Genomic DNA, 21272 nt, shown 5'->3' with positions numbered 1-21272 from the left:
GGTGGACCAGCCAGACTTCCACATGTCGGGATCGGCGTCGAACGTCGTTCACGCCGGATCGGTGAGTGGCGGCATCCACATCACCACCTCTAAACCGCCGCGGCCCAAGCCCCGCTTGCTGCCCGCCGGCGTCCACGGTTTCGTCAACCGCGTCCGGGAACTCGGCACGCTCGACGCGGTCCTCGCCGCCGCGGCCGAAGACGCTCCACGGATCGTGCTCCTTGTCGGGACCGCCGGCGTCGGGAAAACCTCCGTCGCGCTCCGGTGGGCCCATCTCGTCCGCGAACAGTTCCCAGACGGCCAGCTGTACATCAATCTCCGCGGCTACGACCCAGGCGAACCGGTGCCGGCGGACTTGGCGCTGGAACGGTTCCTACGCGTCCTCGGTGTGAACCCGGAGGAGATACCCACCGGGCTCGAGGAACGGTCGGATCTCTTCCGCTCGTTGGTGGCCGACCGGCAGATCCTGATCGTGCTGGACAATGCCGCGACCGTCGATCAGGTTCGGCCCTTGTTGCCCGGGACCGAGTCCTGTCTGACCCTGGTGACGAGCCGCAGTCAGCTGCCCGCTCTTGTGGCCCGCGACGGCGCGCGCCGCGTCGCTGTGGAAACCCTGTCCCCGCAGTCCTCCGTCGCACTGCTGCGCAAAGTCACCATGGACTATCGTCCCGCCGACCCCGAGACCGACACGGCCGAGCTGGCACGGCTGTGTGCGTATCTGCCGCTGGCCTTGCGGATCGCAGCCGAACGCGCGGCAGCCCGGCCCTGGCTGTCGTTGGCCGACCTCGCCAGCGAGCTGACCAGCGAATCAGGGCTCTGGGAGGCGTTGTCGGCAGAGGACGAAACCGACGCCGACGCGGTCCGCACGGTCTTCGCCTGGTCCTACCGTGCACTGCCGGCACCGGCCGCCCGTGTCTTCCGGCTTCTTGGACTTCATCCGGCACCGGAATTCGGCCTGCACGCCGCTGCGGCGCTGGCCGAACTGACGCCGATGGAGACTCGTCGACTGCTGGCTCTTCTAGCCGGCGCCCACCTGTTGGAGGAAGTGGGAAGCGGACGGTACCAGTTCCATGATCTCCTGCGCGCCTACGCCGCCGACCTCGCGCGGCAGGAAGAGACTGAGGAGTCTCGAGAGCGGTCTGTGAAGCGTTTGCTCGACTTCTACCTTTACGCTGCGGCTTCGGCACAGCCGCGCGACCGGATGGCGCCGATCGATGTCTCCGGCGGCGAAACGGTTCCCGCGTTGCCTGACCTGGACAATGCCGACGCCACGCGCACCTGGTACCAGGCCGAAAGGGCGAACCTCATGGCCGCCGCGCAGGCCGCGGCCGCGCACGGCGCGGACCGGGTCGCGTGGCAGATCCCCGCACTCGTCCAGGAGATCAACGGCGGTCTGGATCCTGCCGACACCTGGACCTCGGTCAAGGTCGGGGGGCTGGAGGCGGCACGGCGATCCGGCGATCACTATGGAGAAGGCGTGTCCATGTTGGGGCTGGCCGTCGGTGACAAGTACGCCGGACGGCTCGACGTGTCGCGAGAACGGTTCACAGCAGCCGCCGACGCCTTCGACGCAGCCGGGTCATTGGTCGGCCGTGCCCACGCTGAGAACGGTCTGGGGCTCGTCGCCATGCTGATTCGCGACTTCGACGCCGCCGAGGCACATTTCTCATCGGGCCTGGAAACCGCCCGCTGCGTCGCCGACCCGGCGCTGGCCGTACCGGCGTTGATGAATCTCGGTTCCGTCCGGGGTGCTGTCGGCGAATTCAGCACCGCACAGAATCTGCTCGACGAAGCCGTCGCCCTGGCCCGGCAAGTCGGCGACCAGGCCAACGAGACCGAGGCCCTCATCGAGTTGTCCGTGGTCCTGCGGAACACCGGCGATCTGAACTCAGCGCGCCGAGCGAACAATGAGACTCTGCAGGTGTGCCACGAGACCGGCAACCAGCGCCAGGAAGCGCATGCGCTCCTGGAGAAGGCACGGATCGATCTCGCCGACGGACAACCGGCCGAGGCGCTGGTCTCCAGCCATGCCGCGGCGAGTGCCTTCGGCGGGCTCGGCGACAACGACCGCGAAGCCGTCGCGTGGGGCCTGACGGGCACCGCGTACTCGCACCTGGGACGCCACGAGGAAGCCGTCGCTTTTCTCAAGCAGGCCGCGTCCACCCATCAGGATCTGGGAAGGGCTTGGCTCCACTCACAAGACTTGCTTGATCTGGCAGCCGCCCTGGCCCGCTCCGGCGACCGGGCGGGAGCACTCGAGCACCGACGTCGAGCCGCAGCAGAGCTGGCAACCTTCAGCGACCCCGTGGCATCCGCGCTGCGCGCCGGCATCGACGAATCCGTCAACGGATGAGCCGACACCGAGCGTATGAGTCGCTCCTCACGCGCGGGCCTGACCACGGCTTCAAGCTCCGGTTGCGTTGAGGATCGATGCCGAGTAGCGCGACTTCGGCCTCCCACCAGTGCATGAAGATCACATCCGAAGTCCGCCGTTGACGTCTCCGTCGATCTTGACGAACTTCCCGATCTCGCCGGTGTTGACAATGCCCCCCGTCCGCGGAGTCCCGGCCTGAGGCGTGACGACGTCCGCGAGCGTCTCCAACCAGTCGGGGTGGTCATTTGCGACCCCCGCCAGATAGCCCATCCAGTACGCGGTCAGCAGCCGTTCGTCCGGCGCATCGCCGCCGGCGAGCGCGAGCACCCGGGTGCGTGAAACCTCCAGGTCGGCAGCCACCTTGTCAACAGCCTGCTTATCGCCCCTGCCCCATCGGCGTGCGATGGCGTCGCGTGTCGCATTCCAGGCATCGCCGAGCATGGCGGTGGCGACCTTCTGTGCTCCCGGAAGGAGCAGCGCTGAAACATCCATGTCACACTCCATCGGTCTGGTCTGGATTCAAGAGGTGGTCGCTGCGCAGAGATGTCCATCATGGTAGTTCGTAATCCGCTTGCGTACGCAGTCGGCGGCAGCCACACCCGATCAGTCCACCAGCACCGGCCAGTGTCACGTGTCGCCACATCAGAACTCTGCCACAACCGGCCGGCCGACCATTCCCAGCCCTGAGCCGTCCTCCACGACAGGCAAAACACCGGCGGCGTCGGCGAGGCAAATCAAACGTCGGCGGTGACCGGGACCGAGGAGATCGTCGATTTCGGAGTCGACCACAACATCCATGCCCTGGTCCTCTCCCTGAAGCTGCTCACTGCGAACGTCAGCTCCATGCTCCACACGCCTGAGGTTGTCGTACGCCGACCAGGTACGCCTCGTCCATGACTTCTCTGCCGACCAGTTGTCAAGGGCCACGGCCGAAGCCGTTGGTCGCGTCGAACCGTCAACACGTGGAGAAGGTGGCTGTTCACTCCCCCCGAACCAGTCCGCCGAAACCGTGTCGGTGGCGAAGGTGAGCCCGGTCAGGGCGTCATCGTCGACCATGGTGCGCTGACGAGGCAACCGCTGCGAGACGACCCGGGGAGGGTGTACGGTGCCGCCGTGGTGATACCCCCCTCGGAAGCTCAGCTCATCCTGTGGCAGCGCACGCAGCAGAGAGCAGCCGCCGTTCAGCATCTGTTCGTTGACGGGGAGTCATTGGATGACGCGCTCGCCAGCGGTCCCGGATGCATGAAGGGCGACGGCAGACCGTCCGATCCCAACGGATTCGTGGTTCTCACTAAGTCTGGCTACGTATACAGCGATAGCCTTGAACAGCATAGGGTGGCTTACGCTGATATCGCCACCGTTCGGCGGTCATGGCGGCCGGTATCCCCAGAGTTCACCATCGCGCTCAGTAGCGGCAAAATTCTGCGATACATCACGCCGCACATCTTTGGGCGCGAGTGGGAGCAGGCTATTCGTCAGGTGGTCCGGTCACCGTCGCCGACGGAACTGCCCATCGATCGGCGGCTGCGCTTGGTCTCGGGTGCGATGGCGGCGGTCGCTGCAGTCTTCAACCTCATCGCGCTGTTTCCTTCTTACTCATACGTTGGCGCCGACGCCGCGCGCGTGACGCTCCATGACTCGCCCGCCAGCTTGGTTTACAACTTGGTCCTCGTCGGTGCACTACTGATAGCCGCCGCCCTGGTCCTTGTCGGCAAAACAGCCCGGCTGGGCCTTGGCATGGTCGTCGGTTGCGGCTTCCTCTTCCTGACCCTGTTCGTCGTCGACGTCGGTGACGTGCTGCGCGGTACCGCCGCGGGAACCAGCAGTTACGACTCGCCCGGCGCCGGTTTCTATCTGGGGGCTGCCTGGGCGGCGGCCAGCATGGGCGCAGCTTGCGTTGCTACCACCGCCCTGCGCCGGTCTGGGGATCTGGCTCCGGTCCGAACCCGAACCACTGGAACCTGGGCAGCAGCTGGGTTGATCCTAGCTGGAGCATGGCTTCTTGGGGATTGGTGGCCGTGGAGCCGGGACGTCCTCACCTATATCAGCAGGGGCACACCCCAGACGTACGACTTCGCGCCATGCTGCTCGCTTTCGCAGCAGCCAGGGCAGCGAGTCGTCCAGGCGCTCACGTTCACGGCTCTGGTCGCCGCGATCGGCGTCCTCGCCGCATGCATCAGCTCCTCGGCCCTCGCAGCCGGCCTCTATCTGTCCGCGGCTGTATGCGCAGTCGCCCCGTGCGTCACCGTGCTCCTCAAAAGGCCGTTCACCCTTGAGCAGGTCGCGAACGCGTTCCACTGGTCGCTGCCATCTCTGACCAGCGCAAACAGCATGGTGCGGGTCGAAGTGCTGCCCGGTGTCTGGATCGCAGCCCTCGCGTCGGCAGGACTCCTTCTGATGGCCGTAGTCCGAGGCCTCCAGCCTGAATTGCTGCCGCCGAACGTGTTAGGGCGGCCGTTTGACCAGCCGGCAGCCTCGGCGGGCAGTCCGTCATGACGAGGAGGCCTGCCGAGCGATCGCGGCACGCCTCAATCACACATTCGTGAAGCGAAAGGGGACGCCCGGACTATGTCTCCAAACGAGACGGGCACTGTCTGGGTCATGCGCGCTGGAAAAGTCGGTGAGGACCGCTTCCCGCAGTGGGAAAGCTCTGGCGTGTGCGCCATCGGATTCCATCCGGTCACCGGCCGCCTGCACTCCGGCATCACGCACGCCGAGCTGGAGGCCCGGGTCGCCAAGTGCTACCCGGACAAGACCGAAGCCGGCGTCAAACGGACCGCCGCCATGATCGGCAGTTTCATCAACGTCATGCGGATCGACGACACCGTGGCCGTCGTCGACCACGGCAAGATCCGCTTCGGCGCTGTCTCGGGCGATTTCTACGATCTGACCGGTGATCCGGACGCCGACGAAGATGGCTACCTACGTCGTCGTTCCGTCCGCTGGCTCGGCACAGCAGACCCCACTGCCGACTTGGCCGGGGTCATGAAAGCCCGCAGCACCATCTACCGCCTCGAGAGCGCCGACAACCGCCGCGCTCTCCACCGGCTGCTCGACCGACTGAGCGGAAATCCCTATGCCGCCGCCGTCGGCTTGCTGGAATACCGCGCCACACACCGTGTAGGACCGGAGGCGATCACCACCGTGACCACAGAGCCGTACCGCGACCCGAAAGCGGTCGAGCTGGTCATCCAGCGTTCCGGCGGCTTCTGCGAGAACCCGGAGTGCGAGCACCCCCGATTCCAGCACTTCACGCAGGCCGGGAAGCCGATACTCCAGGTCGATCACGTCGTCGACCTCGCACTCAACGGTCGTGACCATCCTGCCAACATGATCGCCGTCTGCCCGAACTGTCATGCGATCAAGACCCTGAGCGCCGACGGCGAGAGGTGGCGCTCGCTCTTCCGTGAAGCAGCCGCCGAGCTGCACAGGCGTGGCATCGACGGCGAGTAGGCCCATACGACGGGCATCTCTCTCAAAAACCTGATCCGACCTTCCGTCGTGAGTGGCCGACAGTATGACCGGCCGTAAATTTTTCCGCGTCTTCTCGACGGTCGACGAGAACAATAAGGCCATGAGAGGTCGTTCGATCCGGGGTTGACGCCTGAGGAGGTGCTCGTCCACCCGCGACACCAGGCTGCGCGACAGACCCTCGTCGCGCTGAACAGTTGCGGGAGGGCGAGGGTCCCGCGACGGCTTCGACTTCCGACAGGAAATACTCCAACGGGTGCTGGAAGCGGAGGCAAACCGCAACGCGCTTTCGCAGGCGGCCAACGCTTGTCCACGAGGGCCCGCAGGCCGAACCTGAGTCCCGGCATGGACCCATCCGACTCAGGCACGTGGATCTTCGAGCGAGAGAAATGGGAGCGCAGCAGCCGCCAGTACCGCTCGACGGCGACGCGATGGCCTGGCGCGCGTTCGGCTTCGACCGCCGGGCCATCCTGGCTCCGGTGCCGCGATGAACCAGCCTGGGACAATGGCCTGCAAGGAGGGCCTGCGCGCCGCCCTCAGGCGGGTCGAAGCCGCGCGGGAAAGCGGATCGTTCGCGATCCTGCACGACCTGAACAACTGTCTGCCCATCGGGGATGTGACCGTCTTCGGACCGGACAGACCGCCGGTCACCGAAGAAATCAAGCTCAACGCCGAACGGCAGGACCCTGCACGTCTACGGCGGATCCACGAAGCACGAGAGGCCCTCTGGAACCGCGCTCCGCTGCCCGGCGACGACCCCAGGAGACGCTCTACGACCTGGCCTTCCCGTTCAAGACGCGCGTAGACCTGCTCCGCTGGGCCGTCAGACAGGCAGCCGTCGAAGACATCGCGACGACCACGGTGCCAAAGCAACCGCGCCCCAGCCGTGGCGGACCCTTCCACCCCTGCCGCGCACGGGCGTAATTCATGGCCGCTTGCCCATGGACGGCAGGACGACCTCCGCACCTCGCATAGGCGTAGCGGGTTAGCAGGCTCGCCGGACACTCTCCTCGTGCAGATGTTCCAGCTGGTGCCCGCCCACTCTGCCGGTCGGTAGGCACGACAAGATCAGCTCGCCGTGGCGATGGCCACCACGCACGCCCGACACTCCGGCGCTCTCTGGACCACCGTCTTCCACCCAGCGGAGAAGGCCAGGTCCCGCCTGGGCACGTCCCTCTCCACCTCCACCTGGTACGAGCAAGCAACAACAATTCCGCCCTCGGCGTCGAGCGACGCGTGGAGCAACACCGGACGACGGTCCGTCACAGGCGGCATGGTCTGGCGCTGGTAGTACTTCATCTCGACAAGCGTGTAGTACTCGGGCATTGCGCATTCCTTTGGTTGATCACCATCAACCCCCATCGACAGCGAGCCTAACAGTGCTCACCGACGTCCGCCGGTCTCTTCACAACGCCCGCTACCAGGGATGGGTTATCCCTCCGCCAGAGCACTGCCCACCGTGCGCCATGCTACTGGTAGGCACGGGAGTTGGAGGCTGCGGAATACGGCGAGTGAGCTTGCCCTCTCGGATCGGATCAGATTCATTTCAGTTGCCTGAATCAGGCTTCTGGTAGTTGGACCGCGCTGTAGCTTGGGTTCGTGGACCTCAGCGTGAAGCTCCGCTTGCCGTTGCTGGACGTCAGCGCCGGCGGCATCGACGTGACATTGCGGCGGAAGAAGTCATCTGAACCTGCCGGCCCTTTTCTGATCATTGCTCGTGATTGCGGGCTTGCTCTCGACACCGCACTTCGTAGCACGGCTGGCGAGCCACACCTGTGGGAGCCGCATGGGCTCCCGCAGCAGCTGTGGGCTTTGAAGCCGACCGGTGTTGCCGGGGAGATCTACATCGTGTCGGCGGCCAACGGGCTCGTCTTGGACTCGGGACCCAACTCGACGGAACCGGCGCTGTGGATGTGGGACCAGCACGGAAAGCCCTGGCAGCACTGGCGGCTTGAGAAGGCTCCCGACGGTGTCGGTTGCCTGATTCAGGCTTGCCACAGCGGTCGCTATCTCACTGCTCATGACGAGTCGGTGCGTCGGTGGAAGCCGTGGTTCGAAGACAGGGACCCGCCCAGATTGGCCCAACAGTGGCTGCTCACCCAGCCTCACGCCTACGTCGCGAAATGATCCACCGGTTGAGCTATTCACGGCGTGCGACCTGTGCTGTGTAGCCAGGCCGTGTGTTGCTGGCGTCTTGAATCCAGCATGTGATCGACCGTCCAAGCGAGTGCCGGGATAGAGCCGGACAGCTTCGTCAGGCGCGGTCGCTGGTGCTTCGCGGCGGTCCTCGACCAGCCTCTTGAGAGGGTCTCCGAGCGCTGTCGGGAGCCTGATCAGTGCCTCGCCGAGACGCAGTTCCATGCTGGCGTCGGTGATGGCGGCGTGCTTGGTCGTCAGCTGCGTGATGCACACGACGCGTTGGGCGTATTGCAGGACCAGCAACCCCGCGACGCGGTCGGCCGCCGGAACCGACTCATCGTTCAGGAGTCGGCGGGCGAGATCCCAGCGCTGGTCGTGCTCCGGGAAACTGCGGGATCTCGATGGCGTTCACGTGTCGCCGCTGAACGGCTCAGGTGACGAACCCGCAGGAACGAGAGAACTGGTCGTTGGGGAGCCAGTCGTCGATGTCGTGTTGCGTACAGGTGGGCAGGGTCTATCCGCGATCGGTCAGCCAGCTCAGCTGGTTGAGGGCGGTGGTGGCGGAGTCAACAGCGTAGTGGGATGGCGACAGTGCGCGGCCGTCGTAGATAGTGCAAGGCGGCGAGGCTTTAGAGGACCTTGCGGTGTTCGGGATCGGTTACTCGTTTGATGCGGGCCTTGATGGAGGTCTCCAGGCCGATCAGCCACTCGTCGGTTGGCGACGGTAGCCGAGCTCAGATTGCCCAAGACCTGATGGGGTGCAGATGATGTGGAGTGACTTCGCCGGTCAGGCTGTGAGATGGTATTGCTGCTGGTAGCGGGCTGTGTGGTTACGTTGGTGTTCTTGCTTGACGTGGTAGCGCCAGTAGTCCTCGAAGTCTCCGTTGGAGATCAGGGCCCGGAGTTTGAGGACGGCTTCGGCGCCGGTGAGTGACCAGCGGGCTCCGGTGATGTCCAGGCGGTCGGCGATCAGGTGGCGGGCCGGCGCCCTCGACGATGCCGGTGGCGATCGGCCAGCCGGAGGCCAAGGCGGTGTCGTAGCGCAGGTGATCGTGCTTGTTGGTCAGGTAGGTGACGGTCTCGCCGATTTTCTTGCGGTCTTCGGGGTCGTTCCGAGTTGCGGCCGCGGCGGCGAGGTGGTCGACAACGTCCGCGGATCTGCCGTTCAGGATGGTCAGGGCCCATTCGGCGACCGCTGTGTCGGTGTCGTCGTTGTGCAGGATGTGGGCTGCGTGGTGCAGGTATTGCAGGACGTGTATGACGTCGATCAGGATGTGGATCGGCGCGTTCCGTTTCGCGGCCTCGGCGCGGATGGCGTCGATCTGGGCGATCGCGCCGTCGACGAGCACGACCCAGGTGCGCCGGTGCTCGCCGGTCGCGGGCCTCGGCTTGGTCGAACACCGCTTTGATGACTTCGGCGGCGTCGTCGGCCACTGAGGCGGTGAGCCATTTGCGGACGGCTTTCGGGCCGGGCCGCTTCTTGCGGTTCTTCTTCGCCTTCTTCTTGCGCTTTTTCTTCTCGGCCTTGGCCAGGGTGATGATGTCGTGCGGGCGGCGGGGTGCGGGGTCGGCGTCGTAGACGGCGCCGATGGTGGCCATGCGCTTGCGCCCGGCGTGCCCGTCCTCGCCCAGGCGGCCGGCGGCCTTCTCGCGCTCGGCCTTCTTGCGGGTGGCCTCGCGCAGGTCGGCCGGGCGCATGACGATGCCCTTGCCGTCCACCGACAGCACCAGCAGCGTGGCGGCGTCGCTCATCATCGGCGGGGTGTGGTCATAGAACGCGGCGAAGTCGGCCGCCGCGCTGATCGCCATGGCCCGCACCGCCTGGGGTGCGGCGACGCCGGCGCCGCACGCCCGGGAAAGGGCCTCGGCGGCGTCGTGGAACGAGCCGCGGGCGGACTCGATCGCGGCGAGCTTGGCGACCTCGTGGGAGTACAGCCCGGCGGGCAGGTTCAGTACGGCGTCGGCCGGATACAGGTTCTCGGCGCCCAGGGCGCGGAAGGCCAGGCGGTGCACCGCCACCTGGCCGAGCGTGGTGGACTGGTGTCGCACGTGGCCGGGCTCGACGCGTTGATGGACCACCCCGTTCACGTCGACCGGCGGCTCGATCCTCCCGGCGGCTTGGGTGTCGTGGAAGCCTTGCAGCACCTGCAGTTCCACCGTGCGGCCCGCGGCGAGGACGGCCCGTTCGGCGGTATCGGCCGACCAGCCGCCAGATATGCCGTGCTCGCGCGCGGCGCAGATCATCTGCTCCAGGCTGTCGCGGGCGGCATCGAAACAGGCTTCGGGATCGGGGGCGAAAGCGTACTCTGACACGGCGGGCTCTTCCTTGCGCGCGGGATGGTTCGTCACCTCCGACGCTGAGGGAAGGGCCCGTCGGCCGCGGTGCTTTCACCCGATTCGCCCGTGAACGCCAGGGGCCAGTCCCTACCTGCCCGGCTCGCCACTCACACACCAGCCCCGCTCAACGAGCCGGTTCAGCTTGCCGCGCATCGCCTCGGTGACCCTGGCCTGCACCCCCAGACCCAGCGACCGGCACAGATCCACTGATCGCAGTGGTTCCCCGGCGTCGTCGATCGCCTCCAGCACGTCCCGGTACGGCTGCGGCAGTCCGGCCAACGCCTCGGCTGGATCGGCGTTCGGGGCGAACACCGGCACCATCGCCCACCGCGAGGCGGCCTGCACGACCGGGACAGCCGACGGCCCTGCCGCCGATTCCATCGTCGTGTCCTGTTCGGCCAGCACCTCGGCCACCACCGCCCGGCCGATCCGCAGTCGTTCCAGCTCGCGTTCGGCCTCGCCCAACTGCTGGGTCAGCGCCGCGATCTGCTCCCTGATTCCGTCGGCCCTCATCTGCGCTGCTTGTTCGCGTGCCTGCAAAACCTCAAGCAGCGATCCCATCCCGGCCTCCCCGCCCCGAGCGAGCCAACGGAATCCAGAATAAATAACAAACAGTGACCCAATCGGGCAAACCGGTGAACTCCCTTGGCCCCTTACCCCGCCGAGGCTGCCCACCACGGCGGAACGTCCCGCGGCCTACGGCGCAGCCACGCACGCCGCCCGCCGAGCGGCGGCACCGAACCGGCTGGAGACATTCAGATTGCCACGCCGGCCTTCCGCATAGGCCAAGATTATGCGGACGCTGGTACGTCTACAGACCGGGCAGCCTCGAACGGCATTCGGTAAGGGACGCCATCCCAACTACGAACCAACCTCGATTCGATCTCCGTGAGCATCATCTGCACCCCCTGCCGGAGGTGGTTCCGGCAGGACAGCATCCGTGATTGACGATGGTGGTTCAAAGCAGGGCTCTTAGATGCCTGTCCTATGCGCCGTGGCGTCGCGTAGCGTGAACACGACCAGCGAGAGCGGCACAATGATCCAGACCTGTAGCGCGCTGTATCGGTGTAGTTCCCGGTCTGTATCCACACCAGCCAGTTCGGTATCGAGGGCACCGGGTCGGCTCAGCGCGAAGGCATAGGCGGTCAGCGTCACATAGTTCGCCCCCGCGCCCAAGAGCCACAGGGCGAATACCTGGGCGCCGAAGCCGGATGAGGATGCCAGTAGCCAGATACCGAACGCGGCCGTGGCGATGGCGCCGCCGATGAACTCCGTCAGGACGATTCGCCGTCGGCGCCTCGTGCCGCGGGTGCCGAAGATGTCGATCGCCGCGAGCCGCCGCACATCCATGTTGAGCATCATGACGCAGGAAGCACTGGCGCGGTGAAGATTTCTGGGCTTCCGGTGCGGGTGTCGACCCAGGCCGGATGGAAGGCGCAGGGGCCTGCGGTCAGGCCCTGGTAGTTGCCGAGCCAATATTGGCCCTGCCCGTTGTCGGCGGGGGCGGGGTCGAACGGCTGGGTGGTCACCGGTTGTGGCGGGCTGAAGTGGGCCGAGCCGCGGCGGGCGGTGGAGAACAGGAGTTCGACACGCCCGGCGTCGAGGGCGAACAGCGAGATGCCCACGTTGCCGTGGTCATCGACAGCTAGCTGCTGCTGGAAGTAGACGACCTGGCTGCTGCGGACCACGGATATGGGCGGACTCCAGGTGGCGCCCTGGTCGCGGGAGGCGAGCACCAATACTTCGCAGGTGCCTGTCGTCGCGTCGTAGGTGGCCGCGGCCGCGTAAAGGCTGCTGCCGTCGGGCGCTGCGGCCAGTGCCGGGCCGCTGCGCGTCATCACTTTGCCCGTCTGGGGTGGGAAGGCGATGTGGACGGGCAGGGTCACCGGGGCGGCGAAGGTGGCGCCGCGGTCCGTGGAGGAGACGACCTTGGCCAGGCCCGTGCCGCTGGATGCGGCAACGTAGTACATGAGATGGACTGCACCGTCCGGCCCGGCAGTGATCACCGGAACGCGGCCCTGGGTGCCGGTCTGCGGGTCGATCGCACGTGGCTGCTCGAAGGTGCGTCCGCTGTCGGAGGAACGGGAGAACACCAGACCATTGACTGTGTTGTTATAGAAAGACCCGGTCAGGTACAGCATCCCGGACGGACGGGGTGTCGGGTCGGCGGCCAGCCCCGGGTGGTCCAGGTAGCCGGCGGCTGCGGTGACCGGGGGATGGAAGGTTCGTCCGCCGTCGTCGGTGCGCCAGACCAGGGCATTGCCCTGTTGCTGCCGGTCGCCCACCACGGCGCAGACGAATCCCCTTCCCCGCGGATCGAACGCGATAGTGGGGTTTGCGTCGAAGTCCGGTGTGAAGCCGGGCAGCGGGCCGTTGCTCCGCCAGTTCGCGCCGCCGTCAAAGGAGGCGTAGGTGGCCAATCCGAGTGCAGTGCCCTGCTTGGCCCGCGAGGCGATGAGCAGGTTACGCGGGTTGCGGGGATTGACGGCGATGTACGGTTCCAGATGCGAGCTGAAAGCGTCGTGGCTGGCTTGGATGTTGCTGCCTGCCTGCGCCGCGCTCGTCCTAGTGGTCGTCATTGCTGTTGCCGCTGCGCTGGCTGCGTGGTTTGCACGGACTGTACAAGCGGCCGCTGCGACGGCGGAGCCGATGAGGGTCCGGCGTGTCAGGCGGGGGGCGAAGTCGTTCATCGAGTGTCTCTCCTTTGATGTGCCGTGTCGGTGAGTGCGATGGGGTTCGCCGACTACCTGGTCATGCGTCGGTGCGGCCGAGTCGCCAGGCGGCGGCCCCGAGGAACACGATCGGGTGGGCGAGCAGCGTGACCGGGGATGCCGGGCTAGACAACCCCCGAGTCTGGATGTGCAATCCGGTGACCAGGGCTGCCAGGTCGACCGACAGCCATTTACCGATCCGCAGGTTGCACGGTGACGGCAGGGCCGAGACGACTGCGAGGCACGATGAATACCAGGGCGTACAAGCCGGTGATGCGTGCGGCGGCGGTGCGTGTCAGCCCGCCGACTCCCAGTCCGATCAGCACGATCACCATGAGGTTGAGACCCGCGGCCAGAAGGGCCCGGACGACGCTGGGATGCCCCCGCCAGACCGGTTCCGGTCGGCTGCGGGAAGCCGATCACGACGGCTTTGGCCGCCAGGACGGTTCGGCGCTGCGGGGCGGCAGAAAAAGTGGTGTGGATCAGCGGCGCGGTCGCACTGATCGCCGGCCTTGTGTTGTCGTTCGCCACGTTCTTCCCGGTCCAAGCAGGCCTGTGGGGTACTCCGACCTGACCGCCAGGACCCCGAGGGTTTCGATGATCAGCTGGATGAGGCGGAAGATGGCGGTCACCGGCTCGAACTCCGCCTGTTCGGCCGTGGTCAGGGCCGTCCGGGCCCAGGATCATTCTCATGGTGGTGGACTTTCCCGAGCCGTTCGGGCCGCTCGACGCTGAACATCAGGCCGGCCACCGCTACGACGTGGCCGTAGCGTTTCCTGACATCCACTACCTCGATCTTCACGGGTGTGAGCTCCTTGTCGGTGAACCGGTCTCCTTGTGCACCAGGCTCGCCCGCGCGGCACCCATGGGTCGTCAGCGCAGGGGATCGACTTTCCTGTACACCCCTCGTCGGTCACGCGAGAGGCACGGCATCCGCCCATCGGCCCCAGGTATGACCGAGACCGTCGACCCACGGGCTGATGTGGCGTTGAGCTGGGACGGCTACCCTGATGCAGGTGAATGGACTGCCACTGGCCGAACCGATCACATCCGGCCCGTTCCGCAGGGTGCTGATCTTGGACGTGCTGGTGGCGGTCACGCTGGGTCCGCTGTTGATCCGCTCGGCCCTGTCGCCGACGCCAGCCCGGGTGATCACCGCCGCGACATGGGTGGCGGTGGCGACGGCTGTGGCCGCAGCGGTCGCGGTCGCCGCGCGGCGGGTCGCCCCGCTCACGGCGTTGATCGTCTCGGTGACCGCGACTGCGGCCAGCCAGCTGATGGGCTTTGAGCGAGACGCGTTCCTGACCGTCGCTCTGGTGGGCTATACCATTGCGGCGACTTGGGTGCCGAAAGTGTCGGCCACCGTGTTGGGATGTGCCGGCGCCGTTTGCGTGGCGGTGTTCGCATTTTCGCCATGGCACCGCGACGGCACCGTGCCGGACTGGTGGCGCACGCTGGGCCTCGCGGCCACGGCCCTGGCGGTGCAGGCCGTCGGCTGGGCCCTCGGACTGGCCGCCTACCGGCAGCGCAGCTACCTGACGATCCTGCGCCGACAGGCTGAACAGCAGCTGCGCGCCGAGAAGGAGTCCTCCGGACGGGCGTTGGCCGAGGAGCGGCTGCGGATCGCCCGCGAACTGCATGACATCGTCGCGCATGCGATGAGCGTGATCACGGTGCAGGCCGGCGTGGCCCGCCACGTCGCCGCCACCCGGCCGGAACAGACCAGCCAGGCGCTGGCAGCGATTGAGGCAACCGGCCGTCAGGGGCTGCGCGACATGCGCCAACTGCTGGGCGTTCTGCGGGACGCCGCTGCCGAGCCCCTGAGCGCGCCAGCCCCTGCGCTGGCAGACCTGCAAGGGCTGCGCACCGGCACCGAGGCCGCGGGCATCAGGGTGGAGCTGTCAGTGAGCGGACAGGTACGACCGCTGCCCGCAGGCATCGAGTCCTCGGCCTACCGCATCGTGCAAGAGGCCCTCACCAACACCGTCAAGCATGCTGCCACCGATCACGCCCAAGTGACGGTCCACTACGGGCCCGACGAACTCGCCCTGGAAATCATCGACGACGGCACCGGTACCGCGTCCGCCAGCCCGGCACCTGCCGGCCACGGCATCATCGGCATGCGCGAGCGTGCCGCACTGCACGGCGGTACCTGCACCGCCACTCCCTCGGCGGTACGCGGGTTCCGCGTCGCAGCCCGGATCCCCATCCCGGCCCAGGGACACGTCGGCGGCCAAGGCGCAGCGGCGTGAACACCGCCGGACTGTCCGCCCCGCTGATCTCCGTGCTGATCGCGGACGACCAGGCACTGGTCCGCGGCGCCTTCGGCGTCCTTGTCGATACTGATGCCCGAATGCAGGTTGTCGCGTGCGCCGCCGACGGCGCCGAAGCGGTCGCGCTGTGTGCCGCGCACGAACCGCAAGTCGTTCTGATGGACGTGCGGATGCCCCTTCTCGACGGGGTCGAGGCCACCCGGCAGATCACCGCCCGACACGTGGACATCAAAGTCCTGATGCTCACCACCTTCGACCTGGACGAATACGTCTTCGGTGCGCTGCGCGCCGGCGCATGCGGGTTTCTACTCAAGGACATCCCGCCAGAGGAACTGCTCGCCGGGATCGTGGTGGTGGCCGCCGGCGACGCATTGCTCGCCCCCGCCGTCACCCGCCGCTTGATTGAAGAGTTCACTCGCCGCCCCGAACCAGCCCGCGGGCCGCACCGAAGCCTGGACGGACTCACCGACCGCGAACGCGAAGTGCTGCTGCTGATCGGACGTGGCTTGTCGAACACCGAGGTCGCCGACCGACTGCACCTCGCCGCGCCCACCGTGAAGACGCACGTCAGCCGCCTATTGGCCAAGCTACAAGCCCGCGACCGAGCCCAACTCGTCATCGCCGCGTACGAGAGCGGACTGCTCAGCGGGGAATGAGGCAAGGCGGGCGGTGGGCTCAGCACCGAGAGCCTGTAGTACCTCTGAAAACTCGCCTGTGGGCGTGACCCGGGGTTTCAGGCAGGAAACCGGTTCTCGTTGATCAGTCCGCCAAGGACGGGTTCCCTGCGGATCCGTTCCGGCAGGGCCGGGAAGGTGATCACGTTCGAACCACCATCCGGTGCGCGCAGATCCATCCCGCATCTGGCCCGCCGTGGCACATCATGGCAGAGCTGTTGGGTTCCAAATCCTGTCCTTGCCGAAAGTTCATCCGTGCTGGTCAGAATGCTGGCCATTATGCGGACGCTGATACGCCCACAAACCGGGCAGCCTCGAACGCCGCTCGGTAAGGGACGCCATCCCAACTACGAACCCACCTCCATTCGATCTCCCTGAGCATCATCTGCACCCGGCGTTCTGGGTGCGAAGCCGGGCTACGAAGTTCAGGCCGGCGACGGCATAAGCGGCAATCAGCGTGGCAGCTACCGGCTCGATGTCCGCACGGACAGTGCCATCCGGTCCGGTGACCAGCTTGCGGATCGCATCAGGCCGGGCGCAGGCGATGCTGCTATCCGAGAGCGCCGCACCGCTCGCAGGCGTGGTGGGCGAAGGCGTCTTGCTTGTAGCAGGTCTGACACAGCCCTCCGGTGTTGGTGCGGATGCGCAGCAGTAGGACACGCTGGCATCCGGTACAGGTGTCCGTTGAACCGCATGCCTTGCACAACGGCTTGCCGTCGAGGGCGCGACAGTTGACGATGCGCTTGTGGCCGCATCGTGAGCAGGGCTCGGCTCGCAACTCGTCGGAACAGTTCTTGCACCGCGGCGAGTTGGTGCCTGCCTGTATGCAGCGCTTGACCTGCCCGCACGAAGTGCAGGTCGCCGTCGGCCGGCCACTACTGCTGACACCGCCGAGACCTAGGTGAGGACGTCCCTGCTCCACGGCCACCAATCCCCAAGAAGCCATGCGCCAGCTAGGATCAGGCGGTGCCCGTGGCCGCCGGCCTGTGCGCCGCCCAGTTGTGCAGACGCCTCGCAACCAGTGACGAAGGCCTCCACGCAGCTCAAGTACGAGTTCGCCTACGCGGTGCGGACACGTCCTGAAGAAGACGAGCAGCGCCGACGGCCGCGTCCTGACGTCATCCCAACCTCTGGTTCTCCTTCTGCCGGACGCGCCCGCGAAGTATTCACCGACGAACCGTCCGACATGCCTTCAGACCCACCGATCACGGCGCCGCCGGCTGCCGAACGGCTCATCGAGTCCAGGACAAGGCCGCCCGAACGGCAAAATGCCTATTATCGGTCATCGACGCCGTAAGCTCGGGACATGCGTCTCATGAAGTCGACCGACCTGGCCCTGCGCCTGCTGATGAGTCTGGCCGTCGTGCCGGGGGACGCTGACCCGGACGATCTGCCGACTACGCGCGATGCTGCAAGGTCGACGGGCGCGGCCTACACCCACATGGTGAAGGTGGTCGGCAGGCTCCAGCGATACGGCCTGGTCCAGGCCCGGCGGGGACGGGGCGGGGGCCTGGTGCTGACGCCCGCGGGCCGCGCCGCCTCGGTGGGAGCTGTGGTCCGAGCCTTCGAGGGCTCGGGCGACCTCGCAGCCTGCATGGACGGCGAGGCGTCATGCCCGATCAACACGGCATGCCGGCTCAGGTCGGCGCTGAGCACGGCGCAGGAGGCGTTCTACGCGTCGCTGGACGAGGTGTCGGTCGCGGACGTGGTCGCCGCCCCGACCGGACCGCTGCTGTTGGCGATCGGCCGACGCGGCTCCTGAGCGAGTGGTCGAGGACCCGGATCCGATCTCGGGAACAGACGGGTCGGCGGCGCCGCCCTGAACAGGCCGAGCGCACCGCCATGTCGATGGTTACGCCGCAGCGGCGAGCCAGAGATCGGGGCCGAAGACCTCGTAGTGGATATCGGCGGCCGGAACACCCTTCGCGAGCAGTTGTTCGCGCACGGTGCGCATGAACGGCAGCGGTCCGCAAAGGAACGCTGCGGCGCCGGGCGGGATGTCGGACTCCGTCAGGTCGGCCCGTCCGCTGCGCACGTCGTCCCGCCACGGTGCTTCGCCGAGTCCCGCGACCCCGTCCTCGTACCAGAACTGCGCGTTGCCATCCGCGAGTTTGCCCGCCAGCGCGCTCTGCTCCTCGCACAGCGCGTGTGCGTCGGAACTACGATCGGCGTGCACGACGAGAACCGGCGCCTCGTGCCCCCGGTCCACCAGGTCCGCCAGCAGCGCGACCATCGGCGTCACCCCGATGCCGGCCGACGCCAGGACCAGGGGACGCTCGGCGAGGTCCTCCGCACCCACCGCGTCCAGCACCAGGTCGCCGAACGGTGCCGACAGCCGCACGACATCTCCGGCCCAGACCGCGTCATGCAGATGATTCGAGACCTCGCCGGCCGGAATACCGCCCTTCTCGCTTCCCCGCTCGCGCTTCACGCTGATCTGCCATGTCCCGGCGCCCGGCGCTGAAGAGAGACTGTACTGCCGGATCTGCCGCGACCCGCACGCCAATTCGACCTGAACAGAGACGTACTGGCCGGCACGGAACGACCCGGGAAGTCGGCCATCCGCAGGGCGGAGCACGAACGACGCCACATCGTCCGTCTCCCGGCGCCGCTCGACGACCTCCCAGTCCGACCAAGTCCCGCCACGGAGTGCGCCGTGTTCCATGGACAGTCGCCCCTCCAGCGCGATCAACGCGTTGGCCATCAGCCAGTAGACCTCGTCCCAGGCCTGCGCCGCCTCTGGCGTCACGGCGTCGCCGAGCACCTCGGCGATCGCCGCGAACAGGTGCTCGTGGACGACCTTGTACTGCGCCGGGTCCACGCCGAGTGAAGCGTGCTTGTGGGCTATTCGAGACAGCATCGCGTCCGGTCGGGCATCCGGATTGTCGAGAAGGTGAGTCGCGAACGCCGCGATCGACCCGGCCAGCGCCTGCCGTTGGACACCGGACGCCTGGTTGCCGCGGTTGAACAGGTCCCGCAGGAGCTCGGGATGCGCGGCGAACAGGAGGTCGTAGAAGCGCTCGGTGATCTCGCCGATCGCTGCTCCCACAGCGGGCAGGGTGGCGCGGACGGTCATGGCGGACTTCTCGGAAAGCAAGGTGACTCCAGCAGGTGCGGGGGCGTGGCCGACGCCGGATGATCTCGGATCAGTGGCCGGTTTCGACGTTAACATGCACGGAAGACTCCACTTTTGCGGCCCCCGCTCATGACTCGCCGCTGCGTGTGCGGTACCGGCGGCGGGCCGGGATCGAGCCGGTCGATCTCCCGATCCACGGCACGGCGCAGCTTGTCGTGGCGCGGATCACGCAATGCCGCCGACCGGAGCGGACCTCGCCATCGGATGTCACCGGGCTCCAGCCGCCTCGAACTCGGCGAGCATCAGTGTCCTGACGTACCCCGACGCGGGAACACGCTACAGGCCGTCTGCCGCGACCCGTACTCCTCTAGGAGGTCACGTTGGAGCAGCCCGGTCCGGACCCGATACCGCACCCCGACGATCAGCATGCGCCGGCTCGGACGCCGGTCGGACGGTCATGGCGAGCGCCAGCGGCTCCAGCGGGGCCGCCGTCGCCTTGTTGACGGGGCAGCCGGCCGTCATCAGCCCTCGGCTGAACCGCCGCACCGACCTGGTCCCGGCCGGCCAGACGGTTCCCCGCTCCGCGGCCCACCGCGTCTGCGCCATCCGCGAAGCCACGAGGGTGGCCGCGCCGGTAGGGATGCCCTGCGACGTCGCCTGCCATTTTCGGCAGGTCAGGGCTTACCCTCCGCGGCAAGGAGCACCAGGAGAATCGTCACCGCCGCGAACATACCGTGAGCGACGACGGCGGCGAGCGGGAAATGCTGCTCGGCTGTGGTTTCGGTATGCGCATGGCGACCGTGGCTGGGCCGCCAGCGCAACAGCATGGTGAAGCCCAGACCTGCGACCAACACGATGATCGCGCAGGCCGCCCAGGCTGCCGGGAGCGTCCCGCTGAGCAGATAGTCGATCCAGGCGCCCAGACCAGTCACTGCCAGCACCGCATGTCCGGTCACCAGCCACATGGGCAGCCGGGTCACCCCGGCCCGCCGCTGCTGCAGCCCGCCGTGACGCAACCAGACAGTTGCCAGGTAGCCGCCCAGACTCGCGGTCAGCACCCAGGCCGCCAAGCCCATCACCGACACTGCTGTACAACGTGACACCCAGCCCCCACACGTCGCCGGCCAGCAGCACCTGGACGTCGAAACGTTCGGCAGACATGTACTCCAGGCAGGACCCGTGGGCCAGGAAGGCGAAGTGGCGGAACCGCGCGATCCAGCATGGTACCGCGTCGCCCTGGGGTCGTCGCGATCGGGTAGCGGCATCCTGCCGACGACGCGCAACGGAGCCGAGATCGCGGTCATCGCAACCGTGGTCGGGTGGCGGCACCCTGATCCCGCTCGCGGCCCCCGACGCCTTCACCCGTTCGTCGCGGCCCCTGCTCAGCGCCATGCTGCTCGACCTGGTGGCGGTGGAATCGGTCATCGTTATTGCCTGCATCATCAGGCGCCGTGACTGTATCAGCCTGCGGTGGGCCGTCACCGAGACCGCGCTGGGCCTGACCTGTTTCCTGGCCGAGCCACCGTACGTATCCGTTGACGAGCGCGTAGCCACGTGGGCGGGGTGAGCGCCAGCTCTCACCGTGAACTTCACCGTGGCTGCGGCGGTCGCCTGCCGGTCGCGGGCCCACACCCTGCAGGCAGGTCTGCTTGCGGCCGGATAGCTCGCGGTCAGCTATCCCGCGGTGGGGCACAGCGCGAAGCGCGGCAAAGTCGTCAGCAACACATTGACCTATCTCGCCTTCGGACTGCTGGTGCACGGCATGGCCAACGTGATCCGACGGTTCGGCAGCGACGCCGACGACGCCCGTGAGAAGGCCAGTGAGGCCCGCGCCCAGACCGAATTCGAACGACGCCGGTGCCTGCTGCACGACCCGGCGAGCCTGCCGCGCTACCTCGGAAGTGCGCTGGGGCATGGTCGGCGGCTCCTGGAACGACACCATCCTGGCCGTCACCGCCATGACCCGGATGCGGGATCTACTGCCCTACGCCCAGGAACTGCAGGCCCACCTCGACGCGTACTGCGACCTCGCGCTCGGCTACGACCCCGACATCCAGTTCACCACCGTTTCCGTCGCCTACTGAACAGCGACCGTTACAAGCCGGTCCGGAAGAGCGACCCGCGGCAACCGATCCGGAAAGCCGTGAGAAGGGATCCCGCCCATATCCGATCAGTCCAACCCGCTCACCGAGCCGGTGCGTCTCCCCGGCCGGGGCA

Annotated in this window: 21 protein-coding genes; 10 read left to right on the top strand and 11 right to left on the bottom strand. The window is 67.1% G+C overall.

Annotated elements, in window-relative coordinates:
- The first annotated feature begins 1 nt into the window (after nt 1).
- Nucleotides 2-2353 carry an NB-ARC domain-containing protein gene (locus tag GWK61_RS01860; protein WP_194904206.1) on the top strand — a complete coding sequence of 784 codons (2352 nt, stop codon included), beginning with the start codon at nt 2-4 and terminating at the stop codon, nt 2351-2353.
- 120 nt (nt 2354-2473) lie between these two features.
- Here the strand turns inward: GWK61_RS01860 and GWK61_RS01855 are convergent, their stop codons facing one another.
- Both GWK61_RS01855 and GWK61_RS01850 read right to left on the bottom strand, forming a co-directional pair.
- Nucleotides 2474-2866, bottom strand: a complete 393-nt coding sequence (locus tag GWK61_RS01855) for a hypothetical protein (protein WP_194904205.1) — start codon at nt 2864-2866, stop codon at nt 2474-2476.
- 150 nt (nt 2867-3016) lie between these two features.
- Entirely contained in the window at nt 3017-3430 is a 414-nt protein-coding gene (locus GWK61_RS01850; RefSeq protein WP_194904203.1) for a hypothetical protein, read from the bottom strand.
- Nucleotides 3431-3487: 57 nt separating this feature from the next.
- On the opposite strand from GWK61_RS01850, the gene GWK61_RS01845 reads away from it, so the two are divergent.
- The 3 genes from GWK61_RS01845 (at nt 3488) to GWK61_RS01835 (ending at nt 6650) form a co-directional block, all read left to right on the top strand.
- A complete protein-coding gene (locus tag GWK61_RS01845; RefSeq protein WP_194904202.1) occupies nt 3488-4870 on the top strand; it encodes a hypothetical protein in 1383 nt (460 codons plus the stop codon).
- Between the two features lie 72 nt (nt 4871-4942).
- Nucleotides 4943-5827: a DUF8426 domain-containing protein gene (locus tag GWK61_RS59225; protein WP_194904201.1), complete on the top strand. Its 885-nt coding sequence runs from the start codon at nt 4943-4945 to the stop codon at nt 5825-5827.
- 523 nt (nt 5828-6350) lie between these two features.
- Nucleotides 6351-6650, top strand: a complete 300-nt coding sequence (locus GWK61_RS01835; RefSeq protein ID WP_194904200.1) for a hypothetical protein — start codon at nt 6351-6353, stop codon at nt 6648-6650.
- 263 nt (nt 6651-6913) lie between these two features.
- Here the strand turns inward: GWK61_RS01835 and GWK61_RS01830 are convergent, their stop codons facing one another.
- Nucleotides 6914-7171: a hypothetical protein gene (locus GWK61_RS01830; RefSeq protein WP_194904198.1), complete on the bottom strand. Its 258-nt coding sequence runs from the start codon at nt 7169-7171 to the stop codon at nt 6914-6916.
- A gap of 273 nt (nt 7172-7444) precedes the next feature.
- On the opposite strand from GWK61_RS01830, the gene GWK61_RS01825 reads away from it, so the two are divergent.
- Nucleotides 7445-7972, top strand: coding sequence for an RICIN domain-containing protein (locus GWK61_RS01825; RefSeq protein ID WP_194904197.1), 528 nt, complete (start codon nt 7445-7447; stop codon nt 7970-7972).
- A 981-nt stretch (nt 7973-8953) separates the two neighbouring features.
- Here GWK61_RS01825 and GWK61_RS01820 read toward each other — a convergent pair.
- From GWK61_RS01820 to GWK61_RS01800, 5 genes are all read right to left on the bottom strand, one after another.
- Nucleotides 8954-10297 (bottom strand): hypothetical protein, encoded by a 1344-nt coding sequence (locus tag GWK61_RS01820; RefSeq protein WP_194904195.1) that lies wholly within the window; start codon nt 10295-10297, stop codon nt 8954-8956.
- A gap of 111 nt (nt 10298-10408) precedes the next feature.
- Nucleotides 10409-10834: a hypothetical protein gene (locus GWK61_RS01815; protein WP_194904194.1), complete on the bottom strand. Its 426-nt coding sequence runs from the start codon at nt 10832-10834 to the stop codon at nt 10409-10411.
- A 459-nt stretch (nt 10835-11293) separates the two neighbouring features.
- The gene (locus tag GWK61_RS01810) at nt 11294-11683 is read right to left on the bottom strand and encodes a hypothetical protein (RefSeq protein WP_194904192.1); all 390 of its coding nucleotides are present in this window, start codon (nt 11681-11683) and stop codon (nt 11294-11296) included.
- Nucleotides 11680-13011, bottom strand: a complete 1332-nt coding sequence (locus GWK61_RS01805) for a sialidase family protein (protein ID WP_194904190.1) — start codon at nt 13009-13011, stop codon at nt 11680-11682. Before GWK61_RS01805 ends, GWK61_RS01810 begins: the two co-directional genes overlap by 4 nt.
- A gap of 682 nt (nt 13012-13693) precedes the next feature.
- Nucleotides 13694-13834, bottom strand: a complete 141-nt coding sequence (locus GWK61_RS01800; RefSeq protein WP_194904187.1) for a hypothetical protein — start codon at nt 13832-13834, stop codon at nt 13694-13696.
- 280 nt (nt 13835-14114) lie between these two features.
- On the opposite strand from GWK61_RS01800, the gene GWK61_RS01795 reads away from it, so the two are divergent.
- Nucleotides 14115-15284: a sensor histidine kinase gene (locus tag GWK61_RS01795; protein ID WP_323747371.1), complete on the top strand. Its 1170-nt coding sequence runs from the start codon at nt 14115-14117 to the stop codon at nt 15282-15284.
- A gap of 23 nt (nt 15285-15307) precedes the next feature.
- Nucleotides 15308-15961: a response regulator gene (locus GWK61_RS01790; protein ID WP_194904271.1), complete on the top strand. Its 654-nt coding sequence runs from the start codon at nt 15308-15310 to the stop codon at nt 15959-15961.
- 77 nt (nt 15962-16038) lie between these two features.
- Here GWK61_RS01790 and GWK61_RS01785 read toward each other — a convergent pair whose 3' ends face one another.
- On the bottom strand, nt 16039-16257 hold the full coding sequence (locus GWK61_RS01785; RefSeq protein WP_194904183.1) for a hypothetical protein: 219 nt from the start codon (nt 16255-16257) through the stop codon (nt 16039-16041).
- Nucleotides 16258-17285: 1028 nt separating this feature from the next.
- Here GWK61_RS01785 and GWK61_RS01780 point away from each other — a divergent pair.
- Nucleotides 17286-17741, top strand: a complete 456-nt coding sequence (locus GWK61_RS01780) for an RrF2 family transcriptional regulator (RefSeq protein WP_194904181.1) — start codon at nt 17286-17288, stop codon at nt 17739-17741.
- Between the two features lie 90 nt (nt 17742-17831).
- Here GWK61_RS01780 and GWK61_RS01775 read toward each other — a convergent pair whose 3' ends face one another.
- Together GWK61_RS01775 and GWK61_RS01770 are read right to left on the bottom strand one after the other, a co-directional pair.
- Nucleotides 17832-19076, bottom strand: coding sequence for a globin domain-containing protein (locus GWK61_RS01775; RefSeq protein WP_194904179.1), 1245 nt, complete (start codon nt 19074-19076; stop codon nt 17832-17834).
- Between the two features lie 653 nt (nt 19077-19729).
- Entirely contained in the window at nt 19730-20140 is a 411-nt protein-coding gene (locus GWK61_RS01770; protein ID WP_228561583.1) for a hypothetical protein, read from the bottom strand.
- Nucleotides 20141-20445: 305 nt separating this feature from the next.
- On the opposite strand from GWK61_RS01770, the gene GWK61_RS01765 reads away from it, so the two are divergent.
- Both GWK61_RS01765 and GWK61_RS01760 read left to right on the top strand, forming a co-directional pair.
- Complete coding sequence (locus GWK61_RS01765) at nt 20446-20622, top strand: hypothetical protein (RefSeq protein WP_194904178.1); 177 nt, start codon at nt 20446-20448, stop codon at nt 20620-20622.
- 334 nt (nt 20623-20956) lie between these two features.
- Nucleotides 20957-21139: a hypothetical protein gene (locus GWK61_RS01760; protein WP_194904176.1), complete on the top strand. Its 183-nt coding sequence runs from the start codon at nt 20957-20959 to the stop codon at nt 21137-21139.
- Nucleotides 21140-21272: the final 133 nt, after the last annotated feature.

The sequence above is a fragment of the Catenulispora rubra genome (assembly GCF_015356825.1).
GTDB classification, from domain to species: Bacteria; Actinomycetota; Actinomycetes; order Streptomycetales; family Catenulisporaceae; genus Catenulispora; species Catenulispora rubra.
This window is presented reverse-complemented; position numbering and strand designations above follow the sequence as displayed.